24 protein-coding genes and 1 tRNA gene are annotated in these 23,052 nt (G+C 52.6%); 15 read left to right on the forward strand and 10 right to left on the reverse strand.

Going from position 1 to position 23,052, the window contains the following annotated elements:
- The first annotated feature begins 30 nt into the window (after positions 1–30).
- The 4 genes from WEB64_RS09220 to WEB64_RS09235 all read left to right on the forward strand — a co-directional run bounded on the left by WEB64_RS09220 (position 31) and on the right by WEB64_RS09235 (position 3,361).
- Positions 31–888: a hypothetical protein gene (locus tag WEB64_RS09220; RefSeq protein ID WP_368058619.1), complete on the forward strand. Its 858-nt coding sequence runs from the start codon at positions 31–33 to the stop codon at positions 886–888.
- 455 nt (positions 889–1,343) lie between these two features.
- Positions 1,344–1,493 (forward strand): hypothetical protein, encoded by a 150-nt coding sequence (locus WEB64_RS09225; RefSeq protein ID WP_368058621.1) that lies wholly within the window; start codon positions 1,344–1,346, stop codon positions 1,491–1,493.
- Between the two features lie 263 nt (positions 1,494–1,756).
- A complete protein-coding gene (locus WEB64_RS09230) occupies positions 1,757–2,242 on the forward strand; it encodes a hypothetical protein (RefSeq protein ID WP_368058623.1) in 486 nt (161 codons plus the stop codon).
- Positions 2,243–2,857: 615 nt separating this feature from the next.
- Positions 2,858–3,361, forward strand: coding sequence for a hypothetical protein (locus WEB64_RS09235; protein WP_368058625.1), 504 nt, complete (start codon positions 2,858–2,860; stop codon positions 3,359–3,361).
- Between the two features lie 197 nt (positions 3,362–3,558).
- Here the strand turns inward: WEB64_RS09235 and WEB64_RS09240 are convergent.
- Positions 3,559–3,649, reverse strand: a tRNA-Ser gene (locus WEB64_RS09240).
- Between the two features lie 274 nt (positions 3,650–3,923).
- Between WEB64_RS09240 and WEB64_RS09245 the strand changes: the two genes are divergently transcribed.
- The 6 genes from WEB64_RS09245 (at position 3,924) to WEB64_RS09270 (ending at position 7,193) form a co-directional block, all read left to right on the forward strand.
- The gene (locus WEB64_RS09245; RefSeq protein WP_368058627.1) at positions 3,924–4,643 is read left to right on the forward strand and encodes a Bax inhibitor-1/YccA family protein; all 720 of its coding nucleotides are present in this window, start codon (positions 3,924–3,926) and stop codon (positions 4,641–4,643) included.
- A 97-nt stretch (positions 4,644–4,740) separates the two neighbouring features.
- Positions 4,741–5,157 carry a sulfurtransferase complex subunit TusD gene (gene tusD, locus WEB64_RS09250; protein ID WP_368058629.1) on the forward strand — a complete coding sequence of 139 codons (417 nt, stop codon included), beginning with the start codon at positions 4,741–4,743 and terminating at the stop codon, positions 5,155–5,157.
- Between the two features lie 3 nt (positions 5,158–5,160).
- Complete coding sequence (locus WEB64_RS09255) at positions 5,161–5,508, forward strand: DsrE family protein (RefSeq protein WP_368058631.1); 348 nt, start codon at positions 5,161–5,163, stop codon at positions 5,506–5,508.
- A gap of 18 nt (positions 5,509–5,526) precedes the next feature.
- Positions 5,527–5,799 (forward strand): sulfurtransferase complex subunit TusB, encoded by a 273-nt coding sequence (gene tusB / locus WEB64_RS09260; RefSeq protein ID WP_368058633.1) that lies wholly within the window; start codon positions 5,527–5,529, stop codon positions 5,797–5,799.
- Between the two features lie 5 nt (positions 5,800–5,804).
- Positions 5,805–6,122, forward strand: coding sequence for a TusE/DsrC/DsvC family sulfur relay protein (locus WEB64_RS09265; protein ID WP_368058764.1), 318 nt, complete (start codon positions 5,805–5,807; stop codon positions 6,120–6,122).
- A 12-nt stretch (positions 6,123–6,134) separates the two neighbouring features.
- Complete coding sequence (locus WEB64_RS09270) at positions 6,135–7,193, forward strand: glycosyl transferase family protein (RefSeq protein ID WP_368058635.1); 1,059 nt, start codon at positions 6,135–6,137, stop codon at positions 7,191–7,193.
- Here the strand turns inward: WEB64_RS09270 and WEB64_RS09275 are convergent.
- From WEB64_RS09275 to nfuA, 3 genes are all read right to left on the reverse strand, one after another.
- Complete coding sequence (locus tag WEB64_RS09275) at positions 7,167–7,574, reverse strand: hypothetical protein (RefSeq protein ID WP_368058637.1); 408 nt, start codon at positions 7,572–7,574, stop codon at positions 7,167–7,169. The two genes, WEB64_RS09270 and WEB64_RS09275, sit on opposite strands and share 27 nt — an antisense overlap.
- Before the next feature lie 12 nt (positions 7,575–7,586).
- Positions 7,587–8,789: a hypothetical protein gene (locus WEB64_RS09280; RefSeq protein ID WP_368058639.1), complete on the reverse strand. Its 1,203-nt coding sequence runs from the start codon at positions 8,787–8,789 to the stop codon at positions 7,587–7,589.
- 255 nt (positions 8,790–9,044) lie between these two features.
- Complete coding sequence (gene nfuA / locus WEB64_RS09285; protein ID WP_368058641.1) at positions 9,045–9,632, reverse strand: Fe-S biogenesis protein NfuA; 588 nt, start codon at positions 9,630–9,632, stop codon at positions 9,045–9,047.
- Between the two features lie 213 nt (positions 9,633–9,845).
- On the opposite strand from nfuA, the gene metH reads away from it, so the two are divergent.
- The 4 genes from metH to WEB64_RS09305 all read left to right on the forward strand — a co-directional run bounded on the left by metH (position 9,846) and on the right by WEB64_RS09305 (position 16,420).
- Positions 9,846–13,544 (forward strand): methionine synthase, encoded by a 3,699-nt coding sequence (metH, locus tag WEB64_RS09290; protein WP_368058643.1) that lies wholly within the window; start codon positions 9,846–9,848, stop codon positions 13,542–13,544.
- Between the two features lie 35 nt (positions 13,545–13,579).
- Positions 13,580–13,798, forward strand: a complete 219-nt coding sequence (locus WEB64_RS09295; protein ID WP_368058645.1) for a DUF2970 domain-containing protein — start codon at positions 13,580–13,582, stop codon at positions 13,796–13,798.
- A gap of 473 nt (positions 13,799–14,271) precedes the next feature.
- On the forward strand, positions 14,272–15,924 hold the full coding sequence (locus tag WEB64_RS09300) for a nitrite/sulfite reductase (protein WP_368058647.1): 1,653 nt from the start codon (positions 14,272–14,274) through the stop codon (positions 15,922–15,924).
- A complete protein-coding gene (locus WEB64_RS09305; protein ID WP_368058649.1) occupies positions 15,917–16,420 on the forward strand; it encodes a DUF934 domain-containing protein in 504 nt (167 codons plus the stop codon). Before WEB64_RS09300 ends, WEB64_RS09305 begins: the two co-directional genes overlap by 8 nt.
- 73 nt (positions 16,421–16,493) lie before the next feature.
- On the opposite strand, the gene WEB64_RS09310 is transcribed toward WEB64_RS09305, so the two are convergent.
- Positions 16,494–17,492, reverse strand: a complete 999-nt coding sequence (locus WEB64_RS09310; RefSeq protein ID WP_368058651.1) for a YhdH/YhfP family quinone oxidoreductase — start codon at positions 17,490–17,492, stop codon at positions 16,494–16,496.
- Positions 17,493–17,555: 63 nt separating this feature from the next.
- Positions 17,556–18,632, reverse strand: a complete 1,077-nt coding sequence (sohB, locus tag WEB64_RS09315; protein WP_368058653.1) for a protease SohB — start codon at positions 18,630–18,632, stop codon at positions 17,556–17,558.
- Between the two features lie 215 nt (positions 18,633–18,847).
- Between sohB and WEB64_RS09320 the strand changes: the two genes are divergently transcribed.
- Positions 18,848–19,162, forward strand: coding sequence for an SCP2 sterol-binding domain-containing protein (locus WEB64_RS09320; RefSeq protein WP_368058766.1), 315 nt, complete (start codon positions 18,848–18,850; stop codon positions 19,160–19,162).
- A gap of 56 nt (positions 19,163–19,218) precedes the next feature.
- Here the strand turns inward: WEB64_RS09320 and WEB64_RS09325 are convergent, their stop codons facing one another.
- The 4 genes from WEB64_RS09325 to WEB64_RS09340 form a co-directional block, all read right to left on the reverse strand.
- The gene (locus tag WEB64_RS09325; protein WP_368058655.1) at positions 19,219–20,928 is read right to left on the reverse strand and encodes a chemotaxis protein; all 1,710 of its coding nucleotides are present in this window, start codon (positions 20,926–20,928) and stop codon (positions 19,219–19,221) included.
- Between the two features lie 145 nt (positions 20,929–21,073).
- The gene (dnaQ, locus tag WEB64_RS09330) at positions 21,074–21,799 is read right to left on the reverse strand and encodes a DNA polymerase III subunit epsilon (RefSeq protein ID WP_368058657.1); all 726 of its coding nucleotides are present in this window, start codon (positions 21,797–21,799) and stop codon (positions 21,074–21,076) included.
- Between the two features lie 12 nt (positions 21,800–21,811).
- Positions 21,812–22,258, reverse strand: a complete 447-nt coding sequence (gene rnhA, locus WEB64_RS09335; RefSeq protein ID WP_368058659.1) for a ribonuclease HI — start codon at positions 22,256–22,258, stop codon at positions 21,812–21,814.
- Positions 22,251–23,048, reverse strand: coding sequence for a class I SAM-dependent methyltransferase (locus WEB64_RS09340; RefSeq protein ID WP_368058661.1), 798 nt, complete (start codon positions 23,046–23,048; stop codon positions 22,251–22,253). The genes rnhA and WEB64_RS09340 overlap by 8 nt, the downstream gene beginning before the upstream one ends.
- Positions 23,049–23,052: the final 4 nt, after the last annotated feature.

Genomic DNA, 23,052 nt, shown 5'->3' on the forward strand with positions numbered 1-23,052 from the left:
CATATCAAACACAACGTAGGAATATTTAACATGGCAACGATGACGCAATCAGAAAACGTGCAAGTGAAAGCTCAGGCAACACAGGCGGCTTTTGATCCACCTGAACACGGAGAAGGCCGCCCGTTCATTTCAGCGGGACAGTACAGACTCCATTACTCAGATCACAAATGGGACACCATTCTGGGGACCAGCATCCAGGTTGATGGCGGGCCCTGGCGCATTGGTGGAAGCCTGCGACCTGCGAGGGATATGCAGGACACTGCCCTGCTCGAATTCGACCGCGCCTCCAGCGCCATCGCGAAAGTTAAGGCAAACCCGGATCTTACTGTAGAGGCCAAATCCCGCCAGGCTCGGGAAGCAGTCGAAGGCTACTACACGGCGATTAACGGCATCGCCCAAAAGTTAGCCGAATCCATGGCCAGCCTTGCCGATGCAGCGCCTAGCGTGTTCTCCATGGTCAAGCCGCTGGAAAAAGATAATGTTGGTGCACACCTGATGGATCAGGAGCTCCGCCAGTATATCCGCTCAGCCGCGCCCAACGATCGACAGGCGGTTACTTTAGCCGCGGCAAGGGGTGATCAACCGGAACTGGTCAGCGCCATTCTAAGGGCTCCTGCCATCCTGTCAGGCATCTCTGAAAACGCTCGGGAATCCATGCGACGAGCCGGAATCATGGCCAACTACTCTAAAGAGCTTCGCGAGCTGAGGGCTGTGCTGATGATTCGCAATGACGTAGCGAGAACCGCCATTTCTGGCCTCCAGACTCTGGCTGCCATCCACCCGGGAGCAGCGGACATTAAGATTAAGGCTGGCTCCTGGAGAAGTGATGAGGGAACAGAGCGCCTGGCAGCCTGGCTTGACGAGTTCCGTGCACTGTCCGCCGCATGACCACGGCTGGACCGCACCAAATTGCGGGATTCTCCCGCATTAAGGTGTCGAGCCGAGGCGTAATGTATAGGGTCTAAGCGTTGGCTGGGCCCGTGATAGAACATTAGATCAAGTCAACGGGGATTACTCGTGAGTGCCCCAGGTCGTCAAAACCGCGAGAGCCTGCGCGCTTATTTTTGGGGATAAGCGGTGGCAGGCGAATTTAATCATCTCTACCGATAATCCCCACCTCATCGATCAAATTGACCGACCAACCTGCATGCAGGCTAGAACAGCACTTAATACCTACAATCGTAGGGATTTGATTCGTTCCTGTTTCCTGACCTGATTGCAGGCTAGAACTGGGCCAGGCTTAGTGGGCGGAAAACACGAAAGTTGATTCTGATAATTTCCCCTTGCACTCTTACGATTCACGTATTACTGTATTCATGTAATACAGCAAACAGGAATGTAAGATGAAAACAAAGACCGTAACTGTGCGGTTACCCATGCCAATCTTTGAAACTCTAGAAAAGGAGGTTAGAGGACGACGCCAGAAAACCGGAGAGGCAGCAACAAAAGCTGATGTTATTCGGGAGGCGTTAGAAGCTTATCTGAAGAAGTAACAAGTTCCCCGAACCTGCGCCAACAGGCCGGGGATTACATAGCGAAGTAAACGAGGAACCACACCATGCAACAGTCAAATTATAGCATTGCTACCACTGAGACCATAGCGAACGAGCCAGGACCGCTCAGAGGCGTCACGATGGACCCTGAAACACAGGAAGTCATATTAGCTGTCGGGAACAAAGTCTGGCGCGGTACCTACCGTGAGGCGCTAGATAACGAGTCCATAGCGGGCCGCCTTCGCCCGGAGACTAAAGCACACATGCAGTTAGCCGTCGAAGAGCAAGGCTGGGATCCTATCCCATCAGTGAGCGAGGCATCAAGAATCAACCTCACAGCAGACCAGCCCGAACAATACACTGCAGCCCTGGAGCGCGGAGAACGATGCTTGTATAAAAAGTTTGTCTGCGGCTTCGGTGTGAGCTTGCGTAAAGTGGGCCCTGTAGTCCCGAGCGCACCAACTAGCCGCCAGGAAGCCGAACAAATCTGTACTGCAATGCTTGGGCAGTTTCCAGATGCCAAAGTTTGCCAAGTAAGCATTACAGAAGACGGACTAGCTGAAACGCAATGCCCCTTACCTGGAGACTATTTTCACATTGAATATATCTGTGAGAGTCAGCCCGGAAAATGGGGGCTCAACACTGATTTAAGCCACCATACGTACCGTGATGCAGTAACGAGAATGGCCACCCTGAGAGAGAAGGGTTATCTCGGCGTTCAGCTCTTGCGCATTCGCGCCGATGAATAAAGTTCTGTGGGGAAGGTATTCCAATGACCGCTCCGTCATTTGATAGTGCAGCGGCGGCCCTACCTAAAGCCCTGGGTGCTAAATGTGGCGTTCTGACACAATTGAACGAAATCAAGAAGTTGAACACATCTGGAGGCGCTGCAAGAACAAAGGTTCAGGCGACTGGTTTTTACAAGTGACTCAGGATCACATGTAAGGGCTTCGGCCAGTGCCAATAGGTACTCATGGAGGAAGATGCAATAAGTGAGAAATCTGCACTTATTCAAAAGCAAAGCTACCAAAGAGCCCCTACACCCCCAGAACGGGGGTGTAGGTCGTGGTACCCATGCGCACGCGGGCGAGATGACCGTTACCAGATTTTCTGGTATTGCCAATCGCGTGGTGCCACGCACACGATATGCTGGCAATTCCGCGTTTCAAACGCGATTATTCGTAGTACCCACTGGCACGCGGACGAGAATAGCCCCCGCACATACACCACTCGCCACTGCAAATGGGCATTACAAAAATAGACCAAACATTTCCGTCAGATATAGATAAATTTGCTCAATTGGAGATCTGAATATACTTTTAGTTTGCGACCTATGTATAAAAAGCTACACTTCAGGAGATTTTATGTTGCGTGTCATTGTTGGTCTTACAGCCCTTTTTTTTGCACTTAATGCCTATGCACTAAATGGTAGCGAGGAGCATTGGGGTGTAACGGAGGAAACTGACGGGTTTACTGATAATTCAGTCGTAACCGCTATGGTGGTAGCGGAGGGAGGGCCTGAAAACGGCTTTATTCTTTTAACCTGTTATTCAGATGGATTCGAAGGAAAAGTTAGCGCCGGTGAGTACATTGGGGATAAAAGGATAAGAGACAACTTCAAATTCCGGGTTGACGAAGAGAACCCCGTTGAATTGACGATGAAGCCGACGAGTAAGACCTACGTCTATTTCAATAATTTTAACTCTCCATTCTTCAAAGCATTGGAGAACGGCAAGAGCACTATTCTCGTTCAGCTTAGAAGCTATGACTACGATACCTCTAGTGCCCGATATACCCTCCGCGGATCTACCAACGCAGTCCGAGAAGTTAAAGAGGCGTGCAAAAATCGAGGTAGAAATGCAGATTGAATGATGTGAACTTGATTTGGGTTGTCAGTCTCTCCTGACAATCCCACCATTTTCGGCAGGTGTCGCAACCGCTGGGCAATGCTTGCAAGCAGCTAAAAAGTAACCAATTGATCGGTTTTTAACCATTTCCATGTTGATAGGTAGGTAGACAGTTAAACTAATTTTTATCTGCTAACTACTTGAAAATAAAGCAATAATGGCGGTGGGCCAGGGATTCGAACCCCGGGAAGGCTACTAACCTTCGGCGGTTTTCAAGACCGCTGCATTAAGCCACTCTGCCAGCCCACCGTTTTTCTGCTCAACTCAAATGCTGATATAGCCGTTGGTGCTTCTTCAGCCATCGGATTTAGCCATCGGAGTAATATGCTGCCGTTGCGACAGCGGTGTGAATGATACCGGAATAGGCCGATGTGTCAACGCCTTGACGGCCGGTTTCCTTATTTCTCCGTGTTGCGGATTTTTATTAACACTTTTCGGTCTTAAATGATTGAAAGTTCCGCTTTCGACATTATTATGGGGGGAGAGAACTTTTTCCTCAGTGTTGCTATAACCGGAGATGATGATGGAAAACAGACGATTTAATGTCCAGCAAGGCCAAGGCGCTTATTCAGGTCAGACCTCGGCGGGCACCGGCATAAGCGCAGAGGCCACAAAAGTCCTGCGAAATACTTACAGCCTGTTGGCGATGACACTGCTTTTCAGTGCCGCGATGGCAGGTGTTTCCATGGCTATTGAAATGAGCCGCGGTGTCAGCCTTATGTGCATGCTCGGCGCGCTCGGTCTGGTTTGGCTGGTACTGCCGCGCACGGCCAACAGTTCGGCTGGTATTGCTGTGGTGTTTGCTTTCACCGGTTTGCTGGGCCTTGCCCTAGGCCCCACCCTCCTGCACTACCTGGCGATGTCTAACGGCAGCCAGGTTGTCATGCAGGCGCTGGGCGGAACAGCAGTAGTCTTCTTTGCCCTGTCCGGCTACGTCCTCACTACCAAGAAAGACTTCAGCTTCATGCGGGGCATGCTGGTTGCAGGCTTGGTGGTAGTGGTCGTCGGCATGGTTGGCGCCCTCGTCGCCAGCATGTTTGGTGTTGCTGTCAGCGCTTTCAGCTTGGCCCTGAGTGCCGCAGTGGTGTTGCTGATGTCGGGCTTTATCCTCTTTGACACCAGCCGCATTGTAAACGGTGGCGAAACCAACTACATCATGGCAACCACAGCGCTGTACCTGAACATCTATAACCTGTTTACCAGCCTGCTTCACTTGCTGGGTGCCTTTGGTGGCGACGACTGATCAGGTCGGTTGCTTCAAAAACCCCGGTCTGTTGCCGGGGTTTTTTGTTTCCGGGTTACAATGATTACCGGGCTGACTTATCTGGTTATAAGCGCTTATGACACAAACACAGTCGCTATCCTACACATTGGTGATTTCCGGTGCGCCGTATACGAGTCAGGCGCCTCAAAGTGCCCTCGCCTTTGCAAAAGCTCTCGTTACTGCAGGTCATCAACTTGAGCGGGTATTTCTGTACGGTGACGGCGTTTTTCTGGCCTCGGGTCTTGTATCCCCGCCCAGCGATGAAGTGAACTGGACGCAGGCCTGGACTGAATTCTTGCTCGAAACCAGTACTCCGGCGGTGGCCTGCATTGCGTCGGCTTTGCGCAGGGGCATTCTCGACAATGCAGAACAGATCAGATATGAGAAGGCAGCCAGTAACATCGCCGAACCCTTTGAAATGGCGGGGCTCGGAGACTGGGTGGAAGCGACGATAACATCGTCACGAATTCTCTATTTTCTGCCGACGGACTAGCCTGTGAACACACTCATTGTCATCGATCGACTACCCTACGGTGATTGGCGCGGGCGCGAAGCGCTCGATATGGCCTTTTCTCTTGCCGCTTTTGACCGACCCGTGACCCTTCTGTTCCGCGGCGCTGGCGTAAACTGGTTGCGTCCGGGACAGTTAACAGAACAGCTAGATCAGAAGTCTGTCGAACGGAACCTGTCGGCGGCTCCGGTTTTTGGAGTATCGGCCCTGGTTGCGGAGAAAACCGCCCTGCGCGACTATCGGTTGTCGGCGGATCAGCTTCCAAAGGCTACAAGCGAAACTGACCTCACGCCGGCTTTCTACCAACAATTTGATGCGGTCGTCGTTCTCTGATTGGCAAATGAGGCTTTAATGCTGACACTGCACATTATTAACAAGGCCCCCGACCATCCTCGCTTCCTGGCCTGCCTGGAAGCGCTGGCCGAAGATGACACCCTGGTCCTGATGGAAAACGCTGTTATGGCGCTGGTTTTCAAAACACTGTCGCTACCGTCCTGTTACGCGTTACAACCTGACGTTAGTGCTCGAGCGTTATCGGAGGTTTCGATACCGGGGGTTAAAACGATCAATTATCCGGACCTGGTAGCCTTGACTGAAACCCATCAGCGGATTGTGAATTGGTGACGACCATGACTTTGCCACCGCGAAATAACGAGGGATTTCTGGAAAACCCCCAGGAATGGTCCATGCCCGTCGCCTGCGAAATAGCCAGTGAAATCGCAATGAATTTAACTGAAAAACATATTGAAATTATCGAGTTGCTACGTGAATTTTATAAACAACATGAAATATCACCACCCTCAAACCGATTGTTTGTCAAAGCGGTGAAAGAGCGACTGGGAGAAGAGAAAGGCAACAGCATTTATCTGATGCAGCTGTTTCCGGGCACTCCGGCTAAAACAGCCTGCCGGATCGCAGGCTTACCCAGACCAACCAACTGCCTCTGACCAGGAAACACCATGACTGACACCGACCACGCCCTGCCCGAACCGAAGCCCGGCGAGCATCCGTTTGCCCCCTATGTACGCATCCTCGGTAAAGGTAAGCGGGGTTCCCGTTCGCTGAATCGAGCAGAAGCCCGCCATGCAATGGCGATGATTCTGGCCGGAGAAGCAGAGCCTGTGCAAGTGGGCGCGTTTCTGATGTTATTGCGGGTCAAGGAAGAGACGCCGGAGGAGCTCGCCGGTTTTGTCGATGCGGTACAATCCGGCGCCGGAGCACCCGAGAACTTGCGGGCAGATATTGACTGGTCATCCTACGCTGGCAAACGACGGCACGCGCCATGGTTCCTGTTCTCACTGCTTTTATTAGCCCAGCACGGCTTGAGGGTGTTTGTGCATGGGGCCGAGGGCCATACTCCGGAGCGGCTTTACCTGACAGAAGTCATGAAATCTTTCGGCCTCACCCCGGCTAAAAGCTGGGACGAAGTTGCCCGACAACTGGACCAGGAACATCTGAGTTACCTGCCGTTATCAGTGGTGGCACCGAAATTGGCTGAAATGATCGATCTGCGACCGATCCTCGGGCTCCGCTCCCCGGTGCACTCGTTGTCACGACTCATTAATCCGCTTAACGCTCCGCTGGTGCTGCAAGGTATTTTTCACCCGCCCTACGCTGGCCTTCATCAGGAAGCCGGGTTATTACTGGGGTATAGCAGGATCGCCGTTATTCGTGGCGAGGGTGGCGAGATCGAGCGCAACCCGGACAATAATCTGAAAGTCTTCCGTGCTCGCCAGAGCAAGAATACCGGGGTGGTCGAAGAAGATATCTGGCCCGCGCTGTTCGAGCGCCGCCACGTCAAGCCGGAGACACTGGGTGCAGAGCAAATGCTGGCGCTTTGGCAAGGCCGCCAGGAAGACAGTTACGGGGAAGCGGCTATTCTCTCAACAACGGCACTCGCTTTGTATGAGTCAGGACAGGCCGCCAATCAGGACGACGCCTTGAGTCAGGCAAAGAGCCTGTGGGAAATCCGAGACCGGGACAGATTTAATTCAGCTCCGGTCGCCCGGGGCCTCTGAACCTCCCATTTTATCGCGTTTCCCCGGGTTACGGTTTGACCTTGACCGGTGCTGAAGCTCCTTCGAGCCACCCAGAAAGCTGCTTAACCCGTTTTCCATCAGGTCAGACCCGAACCTGAGAAACTGTCTGGTAGAATCTTGCATCGTGCTCTCCGGCAATTCCCGGAGCGTCTCGGATACTCCGATTTTAACGCCCCGGGTAACCCTGGGTTCAATCGTCTCCGCAATTTCTGCGATTTCCTTCACATTCCGATCCAGTTGAGGCTTGATGACCCAGCGATGAAACCCTGACAGGACCAATAGGACAGTCAGACCCGTGGCTGCGATCTGGATTAATAATTGCTGCCAGAAGGCGATCGAGAATCCCATAATGAGCGTCATAGTGAAGTTTCCTTATATGGGCCAGAAATAGAAGAATCCGTACTGGATAACACCTGCAACAAAGCCCAGTATACCGCCTAACAGCATCAGCTTGACTTCCTCCTCTTTGAACGCTGGCCTGAGAATATCCTGAAATTCCTCAGGCGCCAGGGACTTCATCTGATCAGCCAGGACAGCGGCTACGACCGGTGCTCGCTCCCGATTAAACACGGAATCACAAAACACATCATGAGTCGCACTTATTGCCTTGTTATTCATTGCTTTTTTTAACTCAGTATAACCTGACATACCAATAGTAACCTGGGTGCTCAGTTTCATCACAATCGAGTTGTCCAGTAGCGGCCGAAGATGTTTCTGAATGATCGCCCGGGTTCGGTCACCGCGCTCGCCATGAATCATGGCATCGGCGACTTTCTCCACTGTGATGAGCTCTTCCGCCACCAGCCGACTCCAGACATCACTGATTTCCGGCTGACGCTTCAGGAACAGGCCCTGTACCCGCCAGAAAAAAAATCGCTGCGGGTTGAGCGGGCGAAAAATCAGGTTTATAGCTAACCAGTTGGTCGCAAAGCCAACGAAAAAGCCCGCCACGGGCAATAGCCAGGGTTCTGGATAGCGTATCCAGAAAGGCAGAATCAAGGCACCCAGCAAACCACCTATCCAGGCGCCCTTATTAATGACCGATCGGAGTTCAACGCTTCCCGCCTCGCTGAAAATCCGGTTCATCAGGTCCGGATGCTTCCTGAGTTCACGGCTCAGCAGGGCTTTCAAATCTACAAGATGTGAAAGATCGTCACCAAAGTCCTCGACGAGCGACTCAATACGCGAAGGCAACTGCTCCCTCGCCCACTGGTAGATACGCTCTCTCATGAAAGTTGGCAGGTTGTCCCACAACACCGGCTGGATTTCATACATGACTTCGTCAATATATTCATCGAGACGTGGGTTGACCTGGGAGATCACCTGCTCAACGATGCGCTGGGGCTCAAATTTCTGGTAAACCGCGTTAAGATTACCGAACTTAACCAGGGTCCTATCGATGCAAATGTGCGCCATTTTTTCCGCCTTGCGCGGAATTACGCCCTGCCAGCCCAGCCAACCGCCCACACCAACGAAACGGACCGGGTGAAACGACATCCGGATTGCCAGCCAGTTGGTAGCCCACCCCACAATCGCTGCCATTAAAGGCACGGACCAAAGCGCAACTTCGACCAAAGCAGATCCTCAGTGCAGAAGACGTAAATACAGTTACCAGAACACATCCAGCTTACGTGCAAGAGGCCATTGTTTACAGGCGAAATATTGGGCGAATGGCAACCGGGACACATTGGCCCTACTGCCCGTTAGACGATGACAGCTATTAATTGAGGCATCCGCGCCCCATTTGAACGAAAAAAAACCAGCGCACTAATGCACTGGCTTTCTGACTTTGTGTCCGCTGCTGCCGGAACACGCCCGAATTACCGAAACTTACTGGTAATAGGCATTCTCTTTGACGGTATGGTCAGTTACATCACGTACCGCAGTGATCTCGGGCACCCGCTCTTTCAGCGTGGACTCAACACCCTGTTTGAGGGTCAGGCTCACGGCGCTACACCCCTGGCACCCGCCACCGAACCGGAGCACCGCAACCGACTCATCTACCACTTCAACCAACGAGACTTCACCGCCGTGGGAGGCGAGCCCCGGGTTAATTTCTGATGCAAGCACGTAGGTAATACGCTCCATCAAGGGCGCGTCGTCATCGATTTTGGGTACTTTCGCGTTCGGCGCCTTAATCGTCAACTGACCACCCATCTGGTCTTTCGAGTAATCCACAAAGGCTTCCTCGAGAAACGGTACGGAGTTGTGGTCGAGGTAGAGGGTAAATTTTTCCAGGTCTACCTGCTCATCCGTCGGCACTATCTCGTTTGCCGGGCAGTAGGCCAGGCAGGTCTCAGCATGTTTGGTGCCCGGCTGGGTAACGAAAATGCGCACACCCATGCCTTCAACGTCCTGCTTTTCGATAAGTTGCGCAAGGTAGTCCCGCGCAGAATCTGTCACTGTCACCAGGGCCATGTAATCCACCTGTCAGAAAATTCAGACTCTATTTTAAGTGACTTCGCCGGAACTTGAAAGACCTAGTAAAATAGTCAGCTTTTATGACCTTCCAATAGAACACCAATCGATACCTCTACTTGATCTACATTATGATCAGTCGGGACGCAATCTCGCATTTTTGCTATCATTCTGCGCCTGAACGACACTATCTGAATCCCGGAACCCGTATTTATGATCGACCGTGAATCTCGTCTCGCCGCCTTGAGGCAGGCCCTGGAAGACCGCATTCTCATCCTCGATGGCGGTATGGGCACTATGATCCAGAACCTCAAACTGGATGAATCTGCGTTCCGGGGCGAACGGTTCGCCGATTATGACCGCGATGTTCAAGGCAACAATGACCTTTTGAACCTGACCCAGCCTGCCCTGCTGCGCAACATTCATGCAGACTATATGACAGCTGGTGCGGATATCATCGAAACCAACACCTTCAATTCGACACAGGTCTCCCAGGCAGATTATGGGCTTGAGTCCATTGCGAAAGAACTGAACGTCGCCGCGTCCCAACTGGCCCGTAAAATTGCTGATGAGTTCACCGCAAAGAACCCGGATAAGCCGCGTTTTGTTGCGGGCGCCGTCGGACCAACGTCCCGAACTGCTTCCATATCTCCGGATGTGAACAATCCCGGCTTCAGGAATGTCGACTTCCAGACGCTCGTTGATAATTATTATGAAGCAGTCTCCGGTCTGGTTGAAGGCGACTGCGACCTGATTCTGATTGAGACCATTTTCGATACACTGAATGCCAAAGCAGCTATCTACGCCACTCAGCAGTATTTTGCAGACAGCGGTACAGAACTGCCGATCATGATTTCTGGCACCATTACCGATGCATCCGGACGCACTCTCTCCGGCCAGACCACAGAAGCCTTCTGGAACTCGATCGCCCATGCCAAACCGATCTCCGTAGGGCTGAATTGCGCTCTTGGCGCGGACGCCTTGAGGCCTTATGTAGAAGAGCTCTCCAACAAGGCTGAGACCTACGTCAGTGCTCACCCGAACGCTGGCCTGCCCAATGAATTCGGCGAATATGACCAAACCCCCGAAGAGATGGCAGAGATCGTCGAGGGCTTTGCCCGTGATGGCTTCCTGAACATTATTGGTGGCTGCTGTGGATCACGCCCGGAGCACATCGAAGCGATTGCCCAAGCGGTTTCGAAGTACCCTCCTCGCAAGATCCCGAAGCGGCCCAGTCGCATGCGACTCTCCGGGCTTGAGCCATTTACGGCCGATGAAAACACTTTGTTCATCAACGTGGGCGAACGCACTAACGTTACTGGCTCCAAACGCTTTCTGAGACTGATCAAGGAAGAGCAGTACGAAGAGGCTCTCAGTGTTGCGCGGGATCAGGTTGAGAATGGTGCGCAGATTATCGACATCAACATGGATGAAGGCATGCTGGATTCCAGAGACGTCATGGTAACGTTTCTGAAACTGGTGGCCTCTGAGCCTGACATTTCACGTGTACCCATTATGGTGGACTCGTCGAAATGGGATGTAATCGAAGCGGGCCTTCGCTGTATTCAGGGCAAGGCGGTGGTGAACTCCATCAGCCTTAAAGAAGGTGAAGATGAGTTCGTCGCTCGGGCAAGAACCTGCATGCGTTATGGTGCTGCAGTTGTGGTCATGGCCTTTGATGAAGCCGGACAGGCCGATACCTACGAGCGCAAAACTGAGATCTGCAAGCGCTCCTACGACACCCTCGTGGGTATCGGTTTCAACCCTGCTGACATAATCTTCGACCCCAATATTTTCGCCATTGCGACCGGTATCGAAGAGCACAACAATTACGCTGTCGATTTCATCAATGCCTGTCGCTGGATTCGCAAGAATCTGCCCTATGCCTCTATTTCCGGCGGCGTAAGTAACGTATCGTTTTCGTTCCGCGGCAACGATGCAGTGCGCGAAGCAATTCACTCGGTCTTCCTCTATCACGCCATTAAAGCCGGTCTTAACATGGGGATCGTAAACCCTGGCCAACTGGTCATTTATGACGCGATTGAACCCGAACTGAAAGAGCTGGTAGAAGATGTCGTACTGAACCGTCGTGCTGACGGAACCGACCGCCTGCTGGAGATCGCCGAGCGCTTCAAGAGCAAGGGTGGCAAAACCCAGGAAGAAGATTTGGCATGGCGTGAGTGGCCGGTCGAAAAACGGGTCGAGCACGCACTGGTCAAGGGCATCACCAGTCACATCATCGAAGATGCCGAAGCCTGTCGTCAGCGCGCTGAGCGCCCTATCCACGTTATCGAAGGCCCTCTTATGGACGGCATGAACGTGGTGGGAGACCTGTTTGGTGACGGCAAGATGTTCCTGCCCCAGGTGGTCAAAAGCGCCCGGGTCATGAAGCAGGCCGTTGCCCACCTGATCCCCTATATCGAAGCCGAGAAATCAGAAGACCAACAAGCCAAAGGCAAGATCCTGATGGCCACGGTGAAGGGCGACGTCCATGACATTGGCAAGAACATCGTGGGCGTGGTGCTCCAGTGCAATAACTACGAGGTCATTGATCTTGGCGTCATGGTGCCCTGTGACAAGATTCTGGCGGCGGCCGTTGAACACAACGTCGATATCATCGGCCTCAGTGGCCTGATCACGCCGTCACTGGACGAAATGGTCCATGTAGCGCGGGAGATGCAGCGTCTCGACTTTCAAATCCCGCTGATGATTGGCGGGGCGACCACGTCCAAGGCGCACACTGCGGTCAAGATTGAGCCCCAGTACAAGAACGATATTGCGCTTTACGTCTCCGATGCCTCGCGCTGCGTCAACGTTGCCTCTCAACTGCTCAGTAAAACAGCAAAGCCCGCAATGGTGGACGCCGCCCGGACCGAATACGACGAGATACGGGAGCGACGCAAAAATCGGGGCGACCGGGTAAAGCTGGTCTCGCTGAAAGAAGCCAGAGAACGGGCACCGGAGATCAACTTCGACGGGTTTACACCGGTCAAGCCTACATTCACCGGTGTCCGGAGTTTTGACAACTACGATCTGGCAGAACTGGTGAGATACATCGACTGGTCACCGTTCTTCATCGCCTGGGACATGGCAGGCAAATACCCGGCCATCTTCGATGATCCCAAACGGGGAGAAGCAGCCAAGACCCTGTTTGACGATGCCCAGCAGATCCTGAATCGTATCGTTGATGAGAAGCGTCTGACCGCTCGCGGTGTTATCGGGTTCTGGCCTGCTAACCGTCGGGGAGATGACGTGGTGGTCTACACCGATGAGTCCAGAACTGAAGAGCTGACAACGCTTCATCATCTTCGCCAGCAGGACGAGAAAGCGCCCGGTAAGCCGATGATGGCGCTATCGGACTTGCTGTTGCCAGAGACCGCAGCGCAATGTGACTATATTGGTGGCTTTGCAGTCACCACCGGTATCGGCGCCGAGGCCATGGTGCGTGAATTCAAGGAAGCCAACGACGATTACAACGCCATTATGGTTCAGGCACTTGCAGACCGTCTGGCGGAAGCGTTTGCAGAACGTCTACACGAGCGTGTAAGAAAGGAATTATGGGGTTATGATCCTGATGAAGCCCTTGAAAGTGATGATTTGATACGCGAACGTTATAAAGGTATCCGGCCAGCACCCGGCTACCCTGCCTGCCCGGATCATGTGGAAAAAGAAACACTTTTCGAGCTGCTGAAGGCGCCTGAAAACGCAGGCATAGAATTAACAGAACACTTCGCCATGTTTCCGGCGGCAGCGGTGTCGGGCTGGTATTTCGCCCACCCGCAGTCCAAGTATTTCGCGGTTGGCAGGATTGGCAAGGATCAGGTACAGGACTACGCCACACGCAAGAACCTGAGCCTGGCAGACGCCGAACGCTGGCTTGCGCCAAGCCTTGCTTACGACCCTGCTGAATAGGGTGTGAACGGTCAGATCATCGTATGGGGAGCAGTATGACGGGCAACGAACAACGACACGGGAAGAAGGGCCCTGGACTATTGAAAGTCTTTCAAAGCGTACTCGCAGGGGCGCTGGGGGTGCAGTCAAGCAAGCGTCACGAAGAAGACTTCGAAAGCCAGAGTCCCTGGCCTTACATCATTGTAGGAATTCTGTTCACGGCGGGGTTCGTAGGGACTCTGATACTGATCGTACGATGGGTATTATCCGGATGATACAGACTGCCAGCCTGGAGTAGGCCCGGCAGTCCGCTGCCTAAGCGTCATTACTGCCCGGCGACCCAGAATACCGCCAGCGAAACCGACAATATGATCAGCACGATTGCCGCAACAGAATCAACCTGACTGTCACTAAGTGTGCTTTTGCTCATTTTCTATCCCCGTTGTTGTTGTGAAATGAATGCCAGAGGCGATTCAAACGTCGCCCATAACACTGTAAACACTGTATAGCCTATTCAGATTCAGCAACAACGTCTACAGGCTTTTAGCACTATCTGTTATTAGTATATCTATAAATAATCATTTTAAGCATAAAGTGAAACTGATATCTTTTTTTATACTGGCGTGGTACCTGCGCCTAACGCTTTTCGGATGGCACACTCAGTGTTATCGGCGGCTGTATCTCAGCCGTGGCTGAAAGGTATAATCGTAAAATATTCTTCGATTCCTACTGACCAGGATTTTGCTCTATGTACGTTTACGACGAACACGATCGGCAGATACTCGCCGAGCGTGTTGCACAATTTCGCCACCAGACTGTTCGTGCCCTCGCAGGTGACCTGGCGGAAGATGAATTTTTGCCATTGCGCCTGCAAAATGGCCTTTACGTGCAACGTCTGGCGCCCATGCTTCGCATCTGCGTACCTTACGGTATGCTCCGGTCAAAGCAACTACGACGCCTGGCCAGAGTCAGCCGGGATTACGACAAAGGCTATGCGCACTTTACGACCCGCCAGAACGTTCAACTTAACTGGCCAGCGGTCAAGGACGTGCCGGATATTCTGGCGGAATTGGCTGACGTCGAGATGCATGCCAATCAAACCAGTGGCAACTGCATCCGCAATACCACCACGGACCAGTTCGCTGGCGCCCAGTCAGACGAAATAGTTGATCCGCGCCCCTATTGCGAAATAATCCGTCAATGGTCTACTTATCATCCGGAATTCGCCTTCCTGCCCCGTAAATTCAAGGTTGCTGTCAACGCCTCCGAGAATACCGACAGGGCCGCTGTTCAGGTTCATGATATCGGGCTTGAAACTGTTCGTAATGACGCCGGGGAGCTGGGGTTCAAAGTTCACGTCGGTGGCGGTCTTGGCCGCACGCCTATGGTCGGCCCGGTGATCCGGGAGTTCCTGCCAGAACTCGACCTGCTGACCTATCTGGAAGCCATTCTGCGGGTTTATAACCGCTACGGTCGTCGTGATAACAAGTACAAGGCTCGCATCAAGATACTGGTCAAAGCACTGACACCGGAAGGCTTTGCGGAAAAGGTTGAAGAGGAATGGTCCCACATCAAGGACTCCCCTTCCAGGTTGACCCATGAAGCCATTAAGCGAATTCAGTCTTATTTTACCGAGCCCGGTTATGCAGCTCTGGAAGACCAGCCGGAAGCCCTGCTCCAGGCGCGTAAGGAATCCAAAGCCTTTGATAAATGGGTGACACGTAACGTCGATACCCATAAAAAGCCAGGCTACGCCATTGTCACATTGACCATGAAAAAGACTGGCACACCTCCCGGTGACGTTAGCGATCGCCAGCTTGAGCAAATTGCAGATATTGCTGATCGATTCAGCTTTGGTGAAGCCCGCGTCACCCACCAGCAGAATGCAGTGTTATCGGATGTGCGTCAGGATGAGTTATACGAATTATGGCAAGCCATCAAGCCAATGGGCTTTGCAACTGCCAATCTCAACACCCTGACAGACATCATCTGCTGCCCCGGCGGCGACTATTGCGCCCTGGCCAATGCCAAATCGATTCCGGTTGCGGAGTCCATTCAGCGCAGGTTCGACAACCTGGATTACGTCTATGACCTTGGCGATATCGACCTGAATATTTCAGGCTGCATGAATGCCTGCGGTCATCACCATGTCGGACACATTGGCGTATTGGGTGTCGACAAGAAAGGTCAAGAGTTCTATCAGATCAGTCTTGGCGGATCTTCCCAGCGTGATGCAGCCATCGGCAAACTGCTTGGCCCTTCTTTTGCCCGGGAGCACATGCCGGAAGTGATTGAGAAGATCATTAACGTGTATGTGGAAAACCGGACCGAAGAGGAAGCTTTCCTCGACACCTACCGTCGCATTGGCATTGTGCCGTTCAAGGAGCGTGTTTATGCCTGACATTATTACTTCTGACGGCCAGATTAAAACAGATGATTGGACGGTGATACCCCGTCCGGCGGAAGGTGAGGTTCTGGTGCTGCCTAAGGGGCGAGCATTGATTCCTGCGGACCTTTGGCTGGCAAACAAGGAACACTATGCAGACAAGGAAAGGGTAGGTGTCTGGCTGGAAAGCCACGATGAGCCGGAAATCCTGGCCGACTCGGTTGATGAGCTGGCGATTATTGCCGTTAACTTCCCCAAGTTCACTGACGGCAGAGGCTATAGTTCAGCCCGTTTACTGAGGGAGCGGTTTGGTTATAAAAACGAGTTACGCGCGGTGGGGGACGTTTTGCTCGACCAGCTTCAGTTCATGAAGCGTTGCGGGTTCGACAGCTATGCCCTTCGTGCGGACAAGGACATCAAACTCGCCGCTCACTGCCTTAGCTTTTTCAGTCAGGCGTACCAGGCCGCCACAGATACAGAGGAGCCGCTATTCCGGCGTAGAGCCCAGTGAATAGACCCGGGCATGATGAGTAGATCTTATGATGGATAGATCTTATGCTCATCATGCCCGGCATTCCCGCTCGTTACCTGGCGTGGTCCAATACGATCTTACCGCTTGAAGCGCCGTTTAGAAACGCTTTCAACGCTTCATCCAGCTCTGACTTTCCGATATCACGAGCCGTATTCTCGGCGTGTTTACACGCCCAGGAGCCACTAAGCTTATCCCAAACGGCCTGTTTCTCTGCTAACGGGATTTCAACGGAATCAACACCCAGCAGGTTAACGCCCCGGAGTATGAACGGAAGTACTGTGGTATGGAGCTGAGGGCCTGCCACCAGCCCGCAACAGGACACCGATCCGCCCGGTTGGATGTATTTGAGCAATTCGGCGAGTGGACCTCCACCTACCGTATCAACCGCACCGGCATAGGCAGGTTTGGCCATCGGCTTTTTATCTTCTGCCAGCACATCTCTGCCAACGACCTCCGTTGCACCCAGAGCTTTCAGTGATTTTGCCTGATCGGTTTTACCGCTGATCGCCACCACTTCATAGCCCAAGCTGGACAGAAGCTCGGTAGCGATACTGCCGACGGCGCCACTGGCACCTGTTACCGCGATTTTGCCCTGCTCTGGTTTGACGTCCATTTTTTGCAGTTTCGCCACACAAAGCCCTGCGGTAAGCCCCGCCGTGCCATAGACCATGGCCGTTCGCGCCTGCCAGGAGCGAGGCATAGGAATACACCAGTTTGCCGGAACACGAATGTATTCACCAAAACCACCGGCGGTATTCATACCGAGATCGTATCCGGTGACAATCACTGGCTGACCAGCCGCAAGATCCGCTACGGTTGATGCGACAATTTCGCCAGCCGCATCGATACCCGGCGTATGAGGAAACGCTCGCGTTACACCTTTGTTACCGGAGGCTGAAAGCGCATCTTTATAATTCAGGGAAGAATGGCTGACCTTAATCAGCACCTCGTTTTCGGGCAAATCGTCAGTGTTACAGGTTTCAACGGCACCGACATAGGCACCGTCCTTTTCGTGGACGCGCCATGCTTTGTATTCTATTGAGCTGGTCATGGTCTCACCTTTTCTGAAGTTGTTGGTTTCGGAATTCTCAACGTGTTTTGCTACCGGAGACGCTCACTGCATCTTCTGGTTTCGGAATGCGCTGAGTAAACGCAGAACCGTATTTTCCATTGCCACCGTTGCGGCCAAGCCAAGTTTTTCCGGCAGGGTGCGTTTGCGCCGATAGCCTACGGAGACTACCTCGGCTCGATCACAGGCCTCGATAAGGTATTCGTCCGAGGTCTTGATTTCATCAATCAGCTTTACTTCCAGTGCGCGCTGACCGAACCAGATATCGCCATTGGCGACTTCGGCAATATCCAGGGCTGGTCTCCGCTCGCTGACATAATCCTTGAACAAACCGTGTGTATCTTCCAGGTCTTCGAGAAACTTCTGTCGACCTTTCTCAGTGTTCTCGCCGAAAATAGTCATAGTGCGCTTATGCTCACCTGCGGTGAGCACCTCAAAGTCGACCTTATTATCTTTGAGTAATCGATGAAAGTTCGGCAACTGCGCAACTACCCCGATAGACCCCAGAATGGCGAAGGGAGATGCAATGATACGATCTGCCACACAGGCCATCATATACCCACCGCTGGCTGCCACCTTATCCACGCACGCCGTCAGCGCAATGCCTTTGCTACGGATTCTGTCCAGCTGGGCTGATGCGAGGCCATAGGAATGCACGAGCCCACCACCACTTTCCAATCGCACCACCACTTCGTCTCTGCCCGCATCAGCAACACTGAGGACAGCGGTAATGGATTTACGCAGAGAATCGGTGTCGCTGGCTTTGATGTCGCCGTCAAAGTCCAGCACGTACACGCGCGGGCGAGCCGCCTCGTCTGGTTCAGCCCCGGTTGCTTTGGCTTTGGTCTGCTTTTTTTCGGCTTTCTGTTCCGTTTTGTGCTTTTTCTTCTGCTGTTTCTGCCAGAGTTTGCGTTCTGTCTCACCCATCATTCTGGCCTGGATTGACTCCCTAAGGTCACGGTATTTGTCATTGAGCCTGCGGACTCTCAGCTCACCGTCACTGTCGTCACCTCCTTTATCTTTATGCATAGCAGATACGATAGTTGCCACAATGATTAACAGCGCGACAACCAGCGTCACTGTTTTGGCCAGAAACAGCCCATACTCTGTAATAAATTCCAAGTTGCATCTCCAGCGTAGATACTCAAAAAGTCGATTGATTGTAACTGAGCAAAAGCAAGGTACAAGACCTTGCTAAACGAAAGCGTCCAAGAGCGCAAATTCACGACTTCACAGAATTAAAACAAGCGTTCGATCAAGCTTGACACTGCGCCACCCTCCCCCTAAAGTCGGACGGGTTAGCCAAGCGCATGAAACACACTATAAAGGGTAAAACAATGTCTGCAGCTCAGGTATTTGAAAAGCTTGAAAAGAACTTCAATCCGGAGGCCGCCAAAGGCCTGGATCTGGTATTCCAGTTTGACATTGAAGACGACACCAATCATCACCTGATTATTAATGATGGGACTTGCCAGTTGGTTGAGGGCGACCACGCTGATCCGTCAGTTACCCTGATCATGAATTCAGAAACCCTTGAAGGCATCGTATCCGGCGAGACTGATGGTATGCAGGCATTCATGGCCGGTCAGCTGCGCGCCGAAGGCGACATGATGCTGGCAACCAAGCTGGGTGAGCTGTTCACATTGAATTGAGCCGAGTTGGTGAAGACAAAAGCCTCTGAGCCATTCGGCCAGAGGCTTTTGTGGTTTCAGAGCCCTACATCATCGAGGGACGATTCAGCCAACTTGAGCAAATCCATGTTGCGATCATCCCGGGTGCCAATACTTTCAATATAGTACTCAAGAGACGTCAGAGCATCGGCCAAAGCCTCAAGAACCGACATGGAGGGCGGCTCACGCTCGTCGAGAAGCTTGCTCTGGATGGATACAGCGACACGCTGGAGCACAGCAGCCGCATTCGGATCATCCAGCATCATAAAACCGCCCCATATACTGTGTAGCGTTGCGGGCAGGTTTGCCAGGTTCATTTTGTCGTAGTCAGACTCAATAAAAGCGGTAATGGCCCGTTTTGCCAGAGTCAATGCACTTCGCGCTTCGTCGGCTACGACAATCATGGCTTCCCGGCGATAAGGCGACTCTTGGCGGTCAGAAACTCTGACGCCCGCCAGCGCATCGGTTTCGCTGGTGATGCCACGGGTGACCATCAGCATAGCTGCTTCTTCAATGCTCAGAACCGCATCCGCCAACACATAAAGCTCATCAGTCAATGGCAAACGTTTTTCCGCTTCCCATGTGCGTAATTTACTCGCTTCATGTTTTGCAAGTCCGGCCAATTGCTTAAGGTCCAGCATCAGCAACGTGTTCGACAGGCTCTCCAGAGATGCCGCGACCGTTGACAGTTCTGCAATGTCCGGCTCAATGCCCCGCTCCACAATGTCCAACTTGTCCTTCAGCTGGTTTAACTCCTCCTGCAGGGCATCTGACAGGGATTTGAGAACATCAGCGCCGGGGCCATATAAACGTTTGCGATGGGTCTCCATCATGACTTCGGGATATTCGGAGGGAGCTAGCTGATACGCTTTGAGAATTTCTGCCACTTCAGGCTTGTCGGAACCGCTGCGGTACAGCAAATAGATCATATCCTTGAAAAGAGAATCCGGGGCGTCTTTGGCAGTAGCCACCTTGCCAACATAAACAATTTCGCGTGCGTATTTTTCAATACGCATCAGCAGGCGTTTGCGGGCCTTCCCGAACGCCATGTCGCGTTCAAGCATGGTGTCGGAAACCACCGCTAGCAGACACCACATCTGTCCCATTGAGGCCCCGTTACAGAGGCGGGCAAAACCACGGGCAGCGCGCCCAATCAGCTTTTTGTTAACAACCGCATTACGCTCTTGCAGGACCCCAAGAAGACCAATCTGGAACATCAGGCGCATACGTCGGGCATAAACCTCATAGCCCGCTTCGTCGCCCTCAACGGGGGCAAGCGTCAAGCTGGAACAGAAGTTAGCACGGTGTTTAACGTCGACATCAAAAAAGCGGGATTCAGGATAAGGTTTTTCTTTAAGGGCCTCGCGCGAGTCATTAATAATGGGGAGCAGTAGTTCCGGGTGGTCCGCGCGTTGCTGGTGATAATATTCAACGTACCTGCGAAGAATAAAAAGCGCACTGCTTAGCGTCGTAAGCAGGATGTTTTTATCATCGTTAGCACCAACCGGCACGTCGTTGGCCATCGCGACAGCTTCCTGGCACAACAGGATTCCGCCACGCAACTCGACCAGAATGAAGATGCCTCGTAATTGATTAAGATAATCGACACAGTTCTGGAGGTCTTGCCCACTCTCCCTGTTTTCCTGAAAGCGCTCAAGGCTGGCTTCTGCCTGTCTGATCGTTTGTTCTATTTCGGTTTTGACCAGATCAAACGACTGCGATTTCGTCGCTATTGACGATTGAACCATAAATTGACACTTCCCGTTATCAACGTGCAGAGAACCGCATCCAAAATTTCTGAACTAATAATTACTTATAACACACAATTCAGGTAGCTCAAGAAACTCGATGTGTAACAAAACGTACGGTTGCGCGGGTTCTCAAACGAGGGCATCAATGGTCAGTAAGCTCTCCATTTTGTTCAATCTGGCGCCAAAGAACCTGGCCGCTGGCCTTCTCTATTACCTCCAGCATAGTCGTGTGGGCATCCATTTCATCCTGCCGTGCCCGCACGACTCTTAGAGGCCTGCGGCCAGCCGACAGCCGTCGAATAGCCTCTACGCCACTGGCGTTATCACTACCGGCATCGAGCGATAACGCAGTCTGCCCGCCGGTCATTAACAGATACACATCCGCAAGGATTTCGGCATCCAACAATGCGCCGTGTAATTCACGACTGCTGTTATCAACGCCATAGCGCTTACAGAGCGCATCGAGATTATTCTTCTGGCCCGGATGCTTGGCTCGTGCAAGCGCCAGCGTATCAACCACACCGCAAAATGAACGGGTGACCCGTTTGTTTTTCAGCCTGGCAAACTCCGCATCCATGAAACCGATATCAAACGCAGCGTTGTGGATAACCAGTTCGGCACCGTCAATGAACTTAAAAAATTCTTCAGCGACATCCCGGAAAACAGGCTTGTCGGTCAGAAAGTCATTGGTGATACCGTGCACCGCTATCGCCTCAGCCTCAATCTCCCGTTCGGGATTAACGTACACGTGGTAATGACGGCCAGTGAGTTGGCGTTCAACCACCTCGACACACCCAATTTCAATAATGCGATGACCCTGGGATGGGTCGATACCGGTGGTTTCAGTATCCAGTACAATCTGTCTCATAGTCATTCCTGTTTAATTGGCGGCCAGTAATTCTTCGACACCCTGGTTGGCTAACTCATCAGCAAGCTCGTTGTCAGGAACCCCGGCGTGTCCTTTGACCCAATGCCAATTGATTTTGTGGCGACCGACCTCCTCGTCCAGAATCCGCCACAAATCATCATTTTTAACAGGCTTCTTCGCTGAGGTTTTCCAGCCATTTTTCTTCCAGTTCATCATCCATTCAGTGATGCCTTTTCGGACATATTGGGAATCCGTGTAGAGTTCAACAGCGCAATCCCTTTTAAGCGCTTTCAAACCCTGAATAGCCGCCATCAATTCCATCCGGTTGTTCGTCGTATTGCGCTCGCCCCCGTGGAGGGTTTTCAGTACGCCCCGGTATCTCAATACCACACCCCAGCCTCCCGGGCCCGGATTACCTTTGCAGGCTCCGTCTGTGTACACCACAACACTTTCAGCCATGTTTACTCCCGTGAGTCCGATTTGAGCGCTGGTAGCCTCGGGAAATTCCGAGACTACCAGCAGTTGGCAAGGTAATAACGTTCTTCTTGCGCCAGGCTGGCTTGCGGGCAATAGGGGCGCATACCCGTTTGGTGGCAAGGATACAGTAATAGGCACCGATCTGAATAAAGTGACAGGCCCCGGTCCGCTCCATCAGCGTCGGCCGCCCCATGTCGCGTGTGGACTGAACAGGCAAACGAAAAAAATGACTTTGAACATCGTCCACCTGGAAATCCAGCAAGCTGAGCCAGTCCTCCATGCGCCTGCGAAACAAAAACCGGCCGCCCCAGGGGCCATTGTTATGCCTGAACAGAAGCTTACGAAGCCCCCAGGCACTGACCGGATTGAAACCGATAATCAACAATTGTCCACCTCCCCGGACCACCCGGGAGCCTTCCCTGATCACCTGGTGAGGGTAGGCTGAAAAATCTGCGCTATGATGCAGGATGACAAGATTCATCGAACTTGAGGGAAATGGCAATTCATCTGCATCGCACACGGCAACACTCTCCGGCAGATCACTTTCCCACCGGGGTGTGGTTAGAATACGCTGGCCAAAATCACTGTCAGTAGCAACCGGCAATCGGTGACTAATGCCCACATGTAACTGCCGTGCGCCGGTAAGCCTGGCCACCTGCTGCTCGATGAAATGCCGCTGATCTGCCAGCAACGCCCGCCCTAAAGGCGTCTGAAACCAGCTTTCAAACTGCTGGTGGCGTTCTCCGTAGTTCACCTCGTTAGCTGCTTTCATTATT

This window comes from Marinobacter sp., assembly GCF_040882185.1.
GTDB lineage: Bacteria > Pseudomonadota > Gammaproteobacteria > Pseudomonadales > Oleiphilaceae > Marinobacter.

What these genes read in the sequence shown, in the direction of transcription:
- WEB64_RS09275 (WP_368058637.1), bottom strand. Translation starts at nt 7,574, where the DNA reads ATGACGCTCATTATGGGATTCTCGATCGCCTTCTGGCAGCAATTATTA.
- WEB64_RS09220 (WP_368058619.1), top strand. Translation starts at nt 31, where the DNA reads ATGGCAACGATGACGCAATCAGAAAACGTGCAAGTGAAAGCTCAGGCA.
- WEB64_RS09270 (WP_368058635.1), top strand. Translation starts at nt 6,135, where the DNA reads ATGACTGACACCGACCACGCCCTGCCCGAACCGAAGCCCGGCGAGCAT.
- WEB64_RS09300 (WP_368058647.1), top strand. Translation starts at nt 14,272, where the DNA reads ATGTACGTTTACGACGAACACGATCGGCAGATACTCGCCGAGCGTGTT.
- WEB64_RS09310 (WP_368058651.1), bottom strand. Translation starts at nt 17,492, where the DNA reads ATGACCAGCTCAATAGAATACAAAGCATGGCGCGTCCACGAAAAGGAC.
- nfuA (WP_368058641.1), bottom strand. Translation starts at nt 9,632, where the DNA reads ATGGCCCTGGTGACAGTGACAGATTCTGCGCGGGACTACCTTGCGCAA.
- WEB64_RS09320 (WP_368058766.1), top strand. Translation starts at nt 18,848, where the DNA reads ATGTCTGCAGCTCAGGTATTTGAAAAGCTTGAAAAGAACTTCAATCCG.
- WEB64_RS09340 (WP_368058661.1), bottom strand. Translation starts at nt 23,048, where the DNA reads ATGAAAGCAGCTAACGAGGTGAACTACGGAGAACGCCACCAGCAGTTT.
- dnaQ (WP_368058657.1), bottom strand. Translation starts at nt 21,799, where the DNA reads ATGAGACAGATTGTACTGGATACTGAAACCACCGGTATCGACCCATCC.
- WEB64_RS09245 (WP_368058627.1), top strand. Translation starts at nt 3,924, where the DNA reads ATGGAAAACAGACGATTTAATGTCCAGCAAGGCCAAGGCGCTTATTCA.
- WEB64_RS09230 (WP_368058623.1), top strand. Translation starts at nt 1,757, where the DNA reads ATGCAGTTAGCCGTCGAAGAGCAAGGCTGGGATCCTATCCCATCAGTG.
- WEB64_RS09305 (WP_368058649.1), top strand. Translation starts at nt 15,917, where the DNA reads ATGCCTGACATTATTACTTCTGACGGCCAGATTAAAACAGATGATTGG.
- WEB64_RS09225 (WP_368058621.1), top strand. Translation starts at nt 1,344, where the DNA reads ATGAAAACAAAGACCGTAACTGTGCGGTTACCCATGCCAATCTTTGAA.
- rnhA (WP_368058659.1), bottom strand. Translation starts at nt 22,258, where the DNA reads ATGGCTGAAAGTGTTGTGGTGTACACAGACGGAGCCTGCAAAGGTAAT.
- metH (WP_368058643.1), top strand. Translation starts at nt 9,846, where the DNA reads ATGATCGACCGTGAATCTCGTCTCGCCGCCTTGAGGCAGGCCCTGGAA.
- WEB64_RS09235 (WP_368058625.1), top strand. Translation starts at nt 2,858, where the DNA reads ATGTTGCGTGTCATTGTTGGTCTTACAGCCCTTTTTTTTGCACTTAAT.
- tusB (WP_368058633.1), top strand. Translation starts at nt 5,527, where the DNA reads ATGCTGACACTGCACATTATTAACAAGGCCCCCGACCATCCTCGCTTC.
- WEB64_RS09295 (WP_368058645.1), top strand. Translation starts at nt 13,580, where the DNA reads ATGACGGGCAACGAACAACGACACGGGAAGAAGGGCCCTGGACTATTG.
- WEB64_RS09325 (WP_368058655.1), bottom strand. Translation starts at nt 20,928, where the DNA reads ATGGTTCAATCGTCAATAGCGACGAAATCGCAGTCGTTTGATCTGGTC.
- WEB64_RS09265 (WP_368058764.1), top strand. Translation starts at nt 5,805, where the DNA reads ATGACTTTGCCACCGCGAAATAACGAGGGATTTCTGGAAAACCCCCAG.
- tusD (WP_368058629.1), top strand. Translation starts at nt 4,741, where the DNA reads ATGACACAAACACAGTCGCTATCCTACACATTGGTGATTTCCGGTGCG.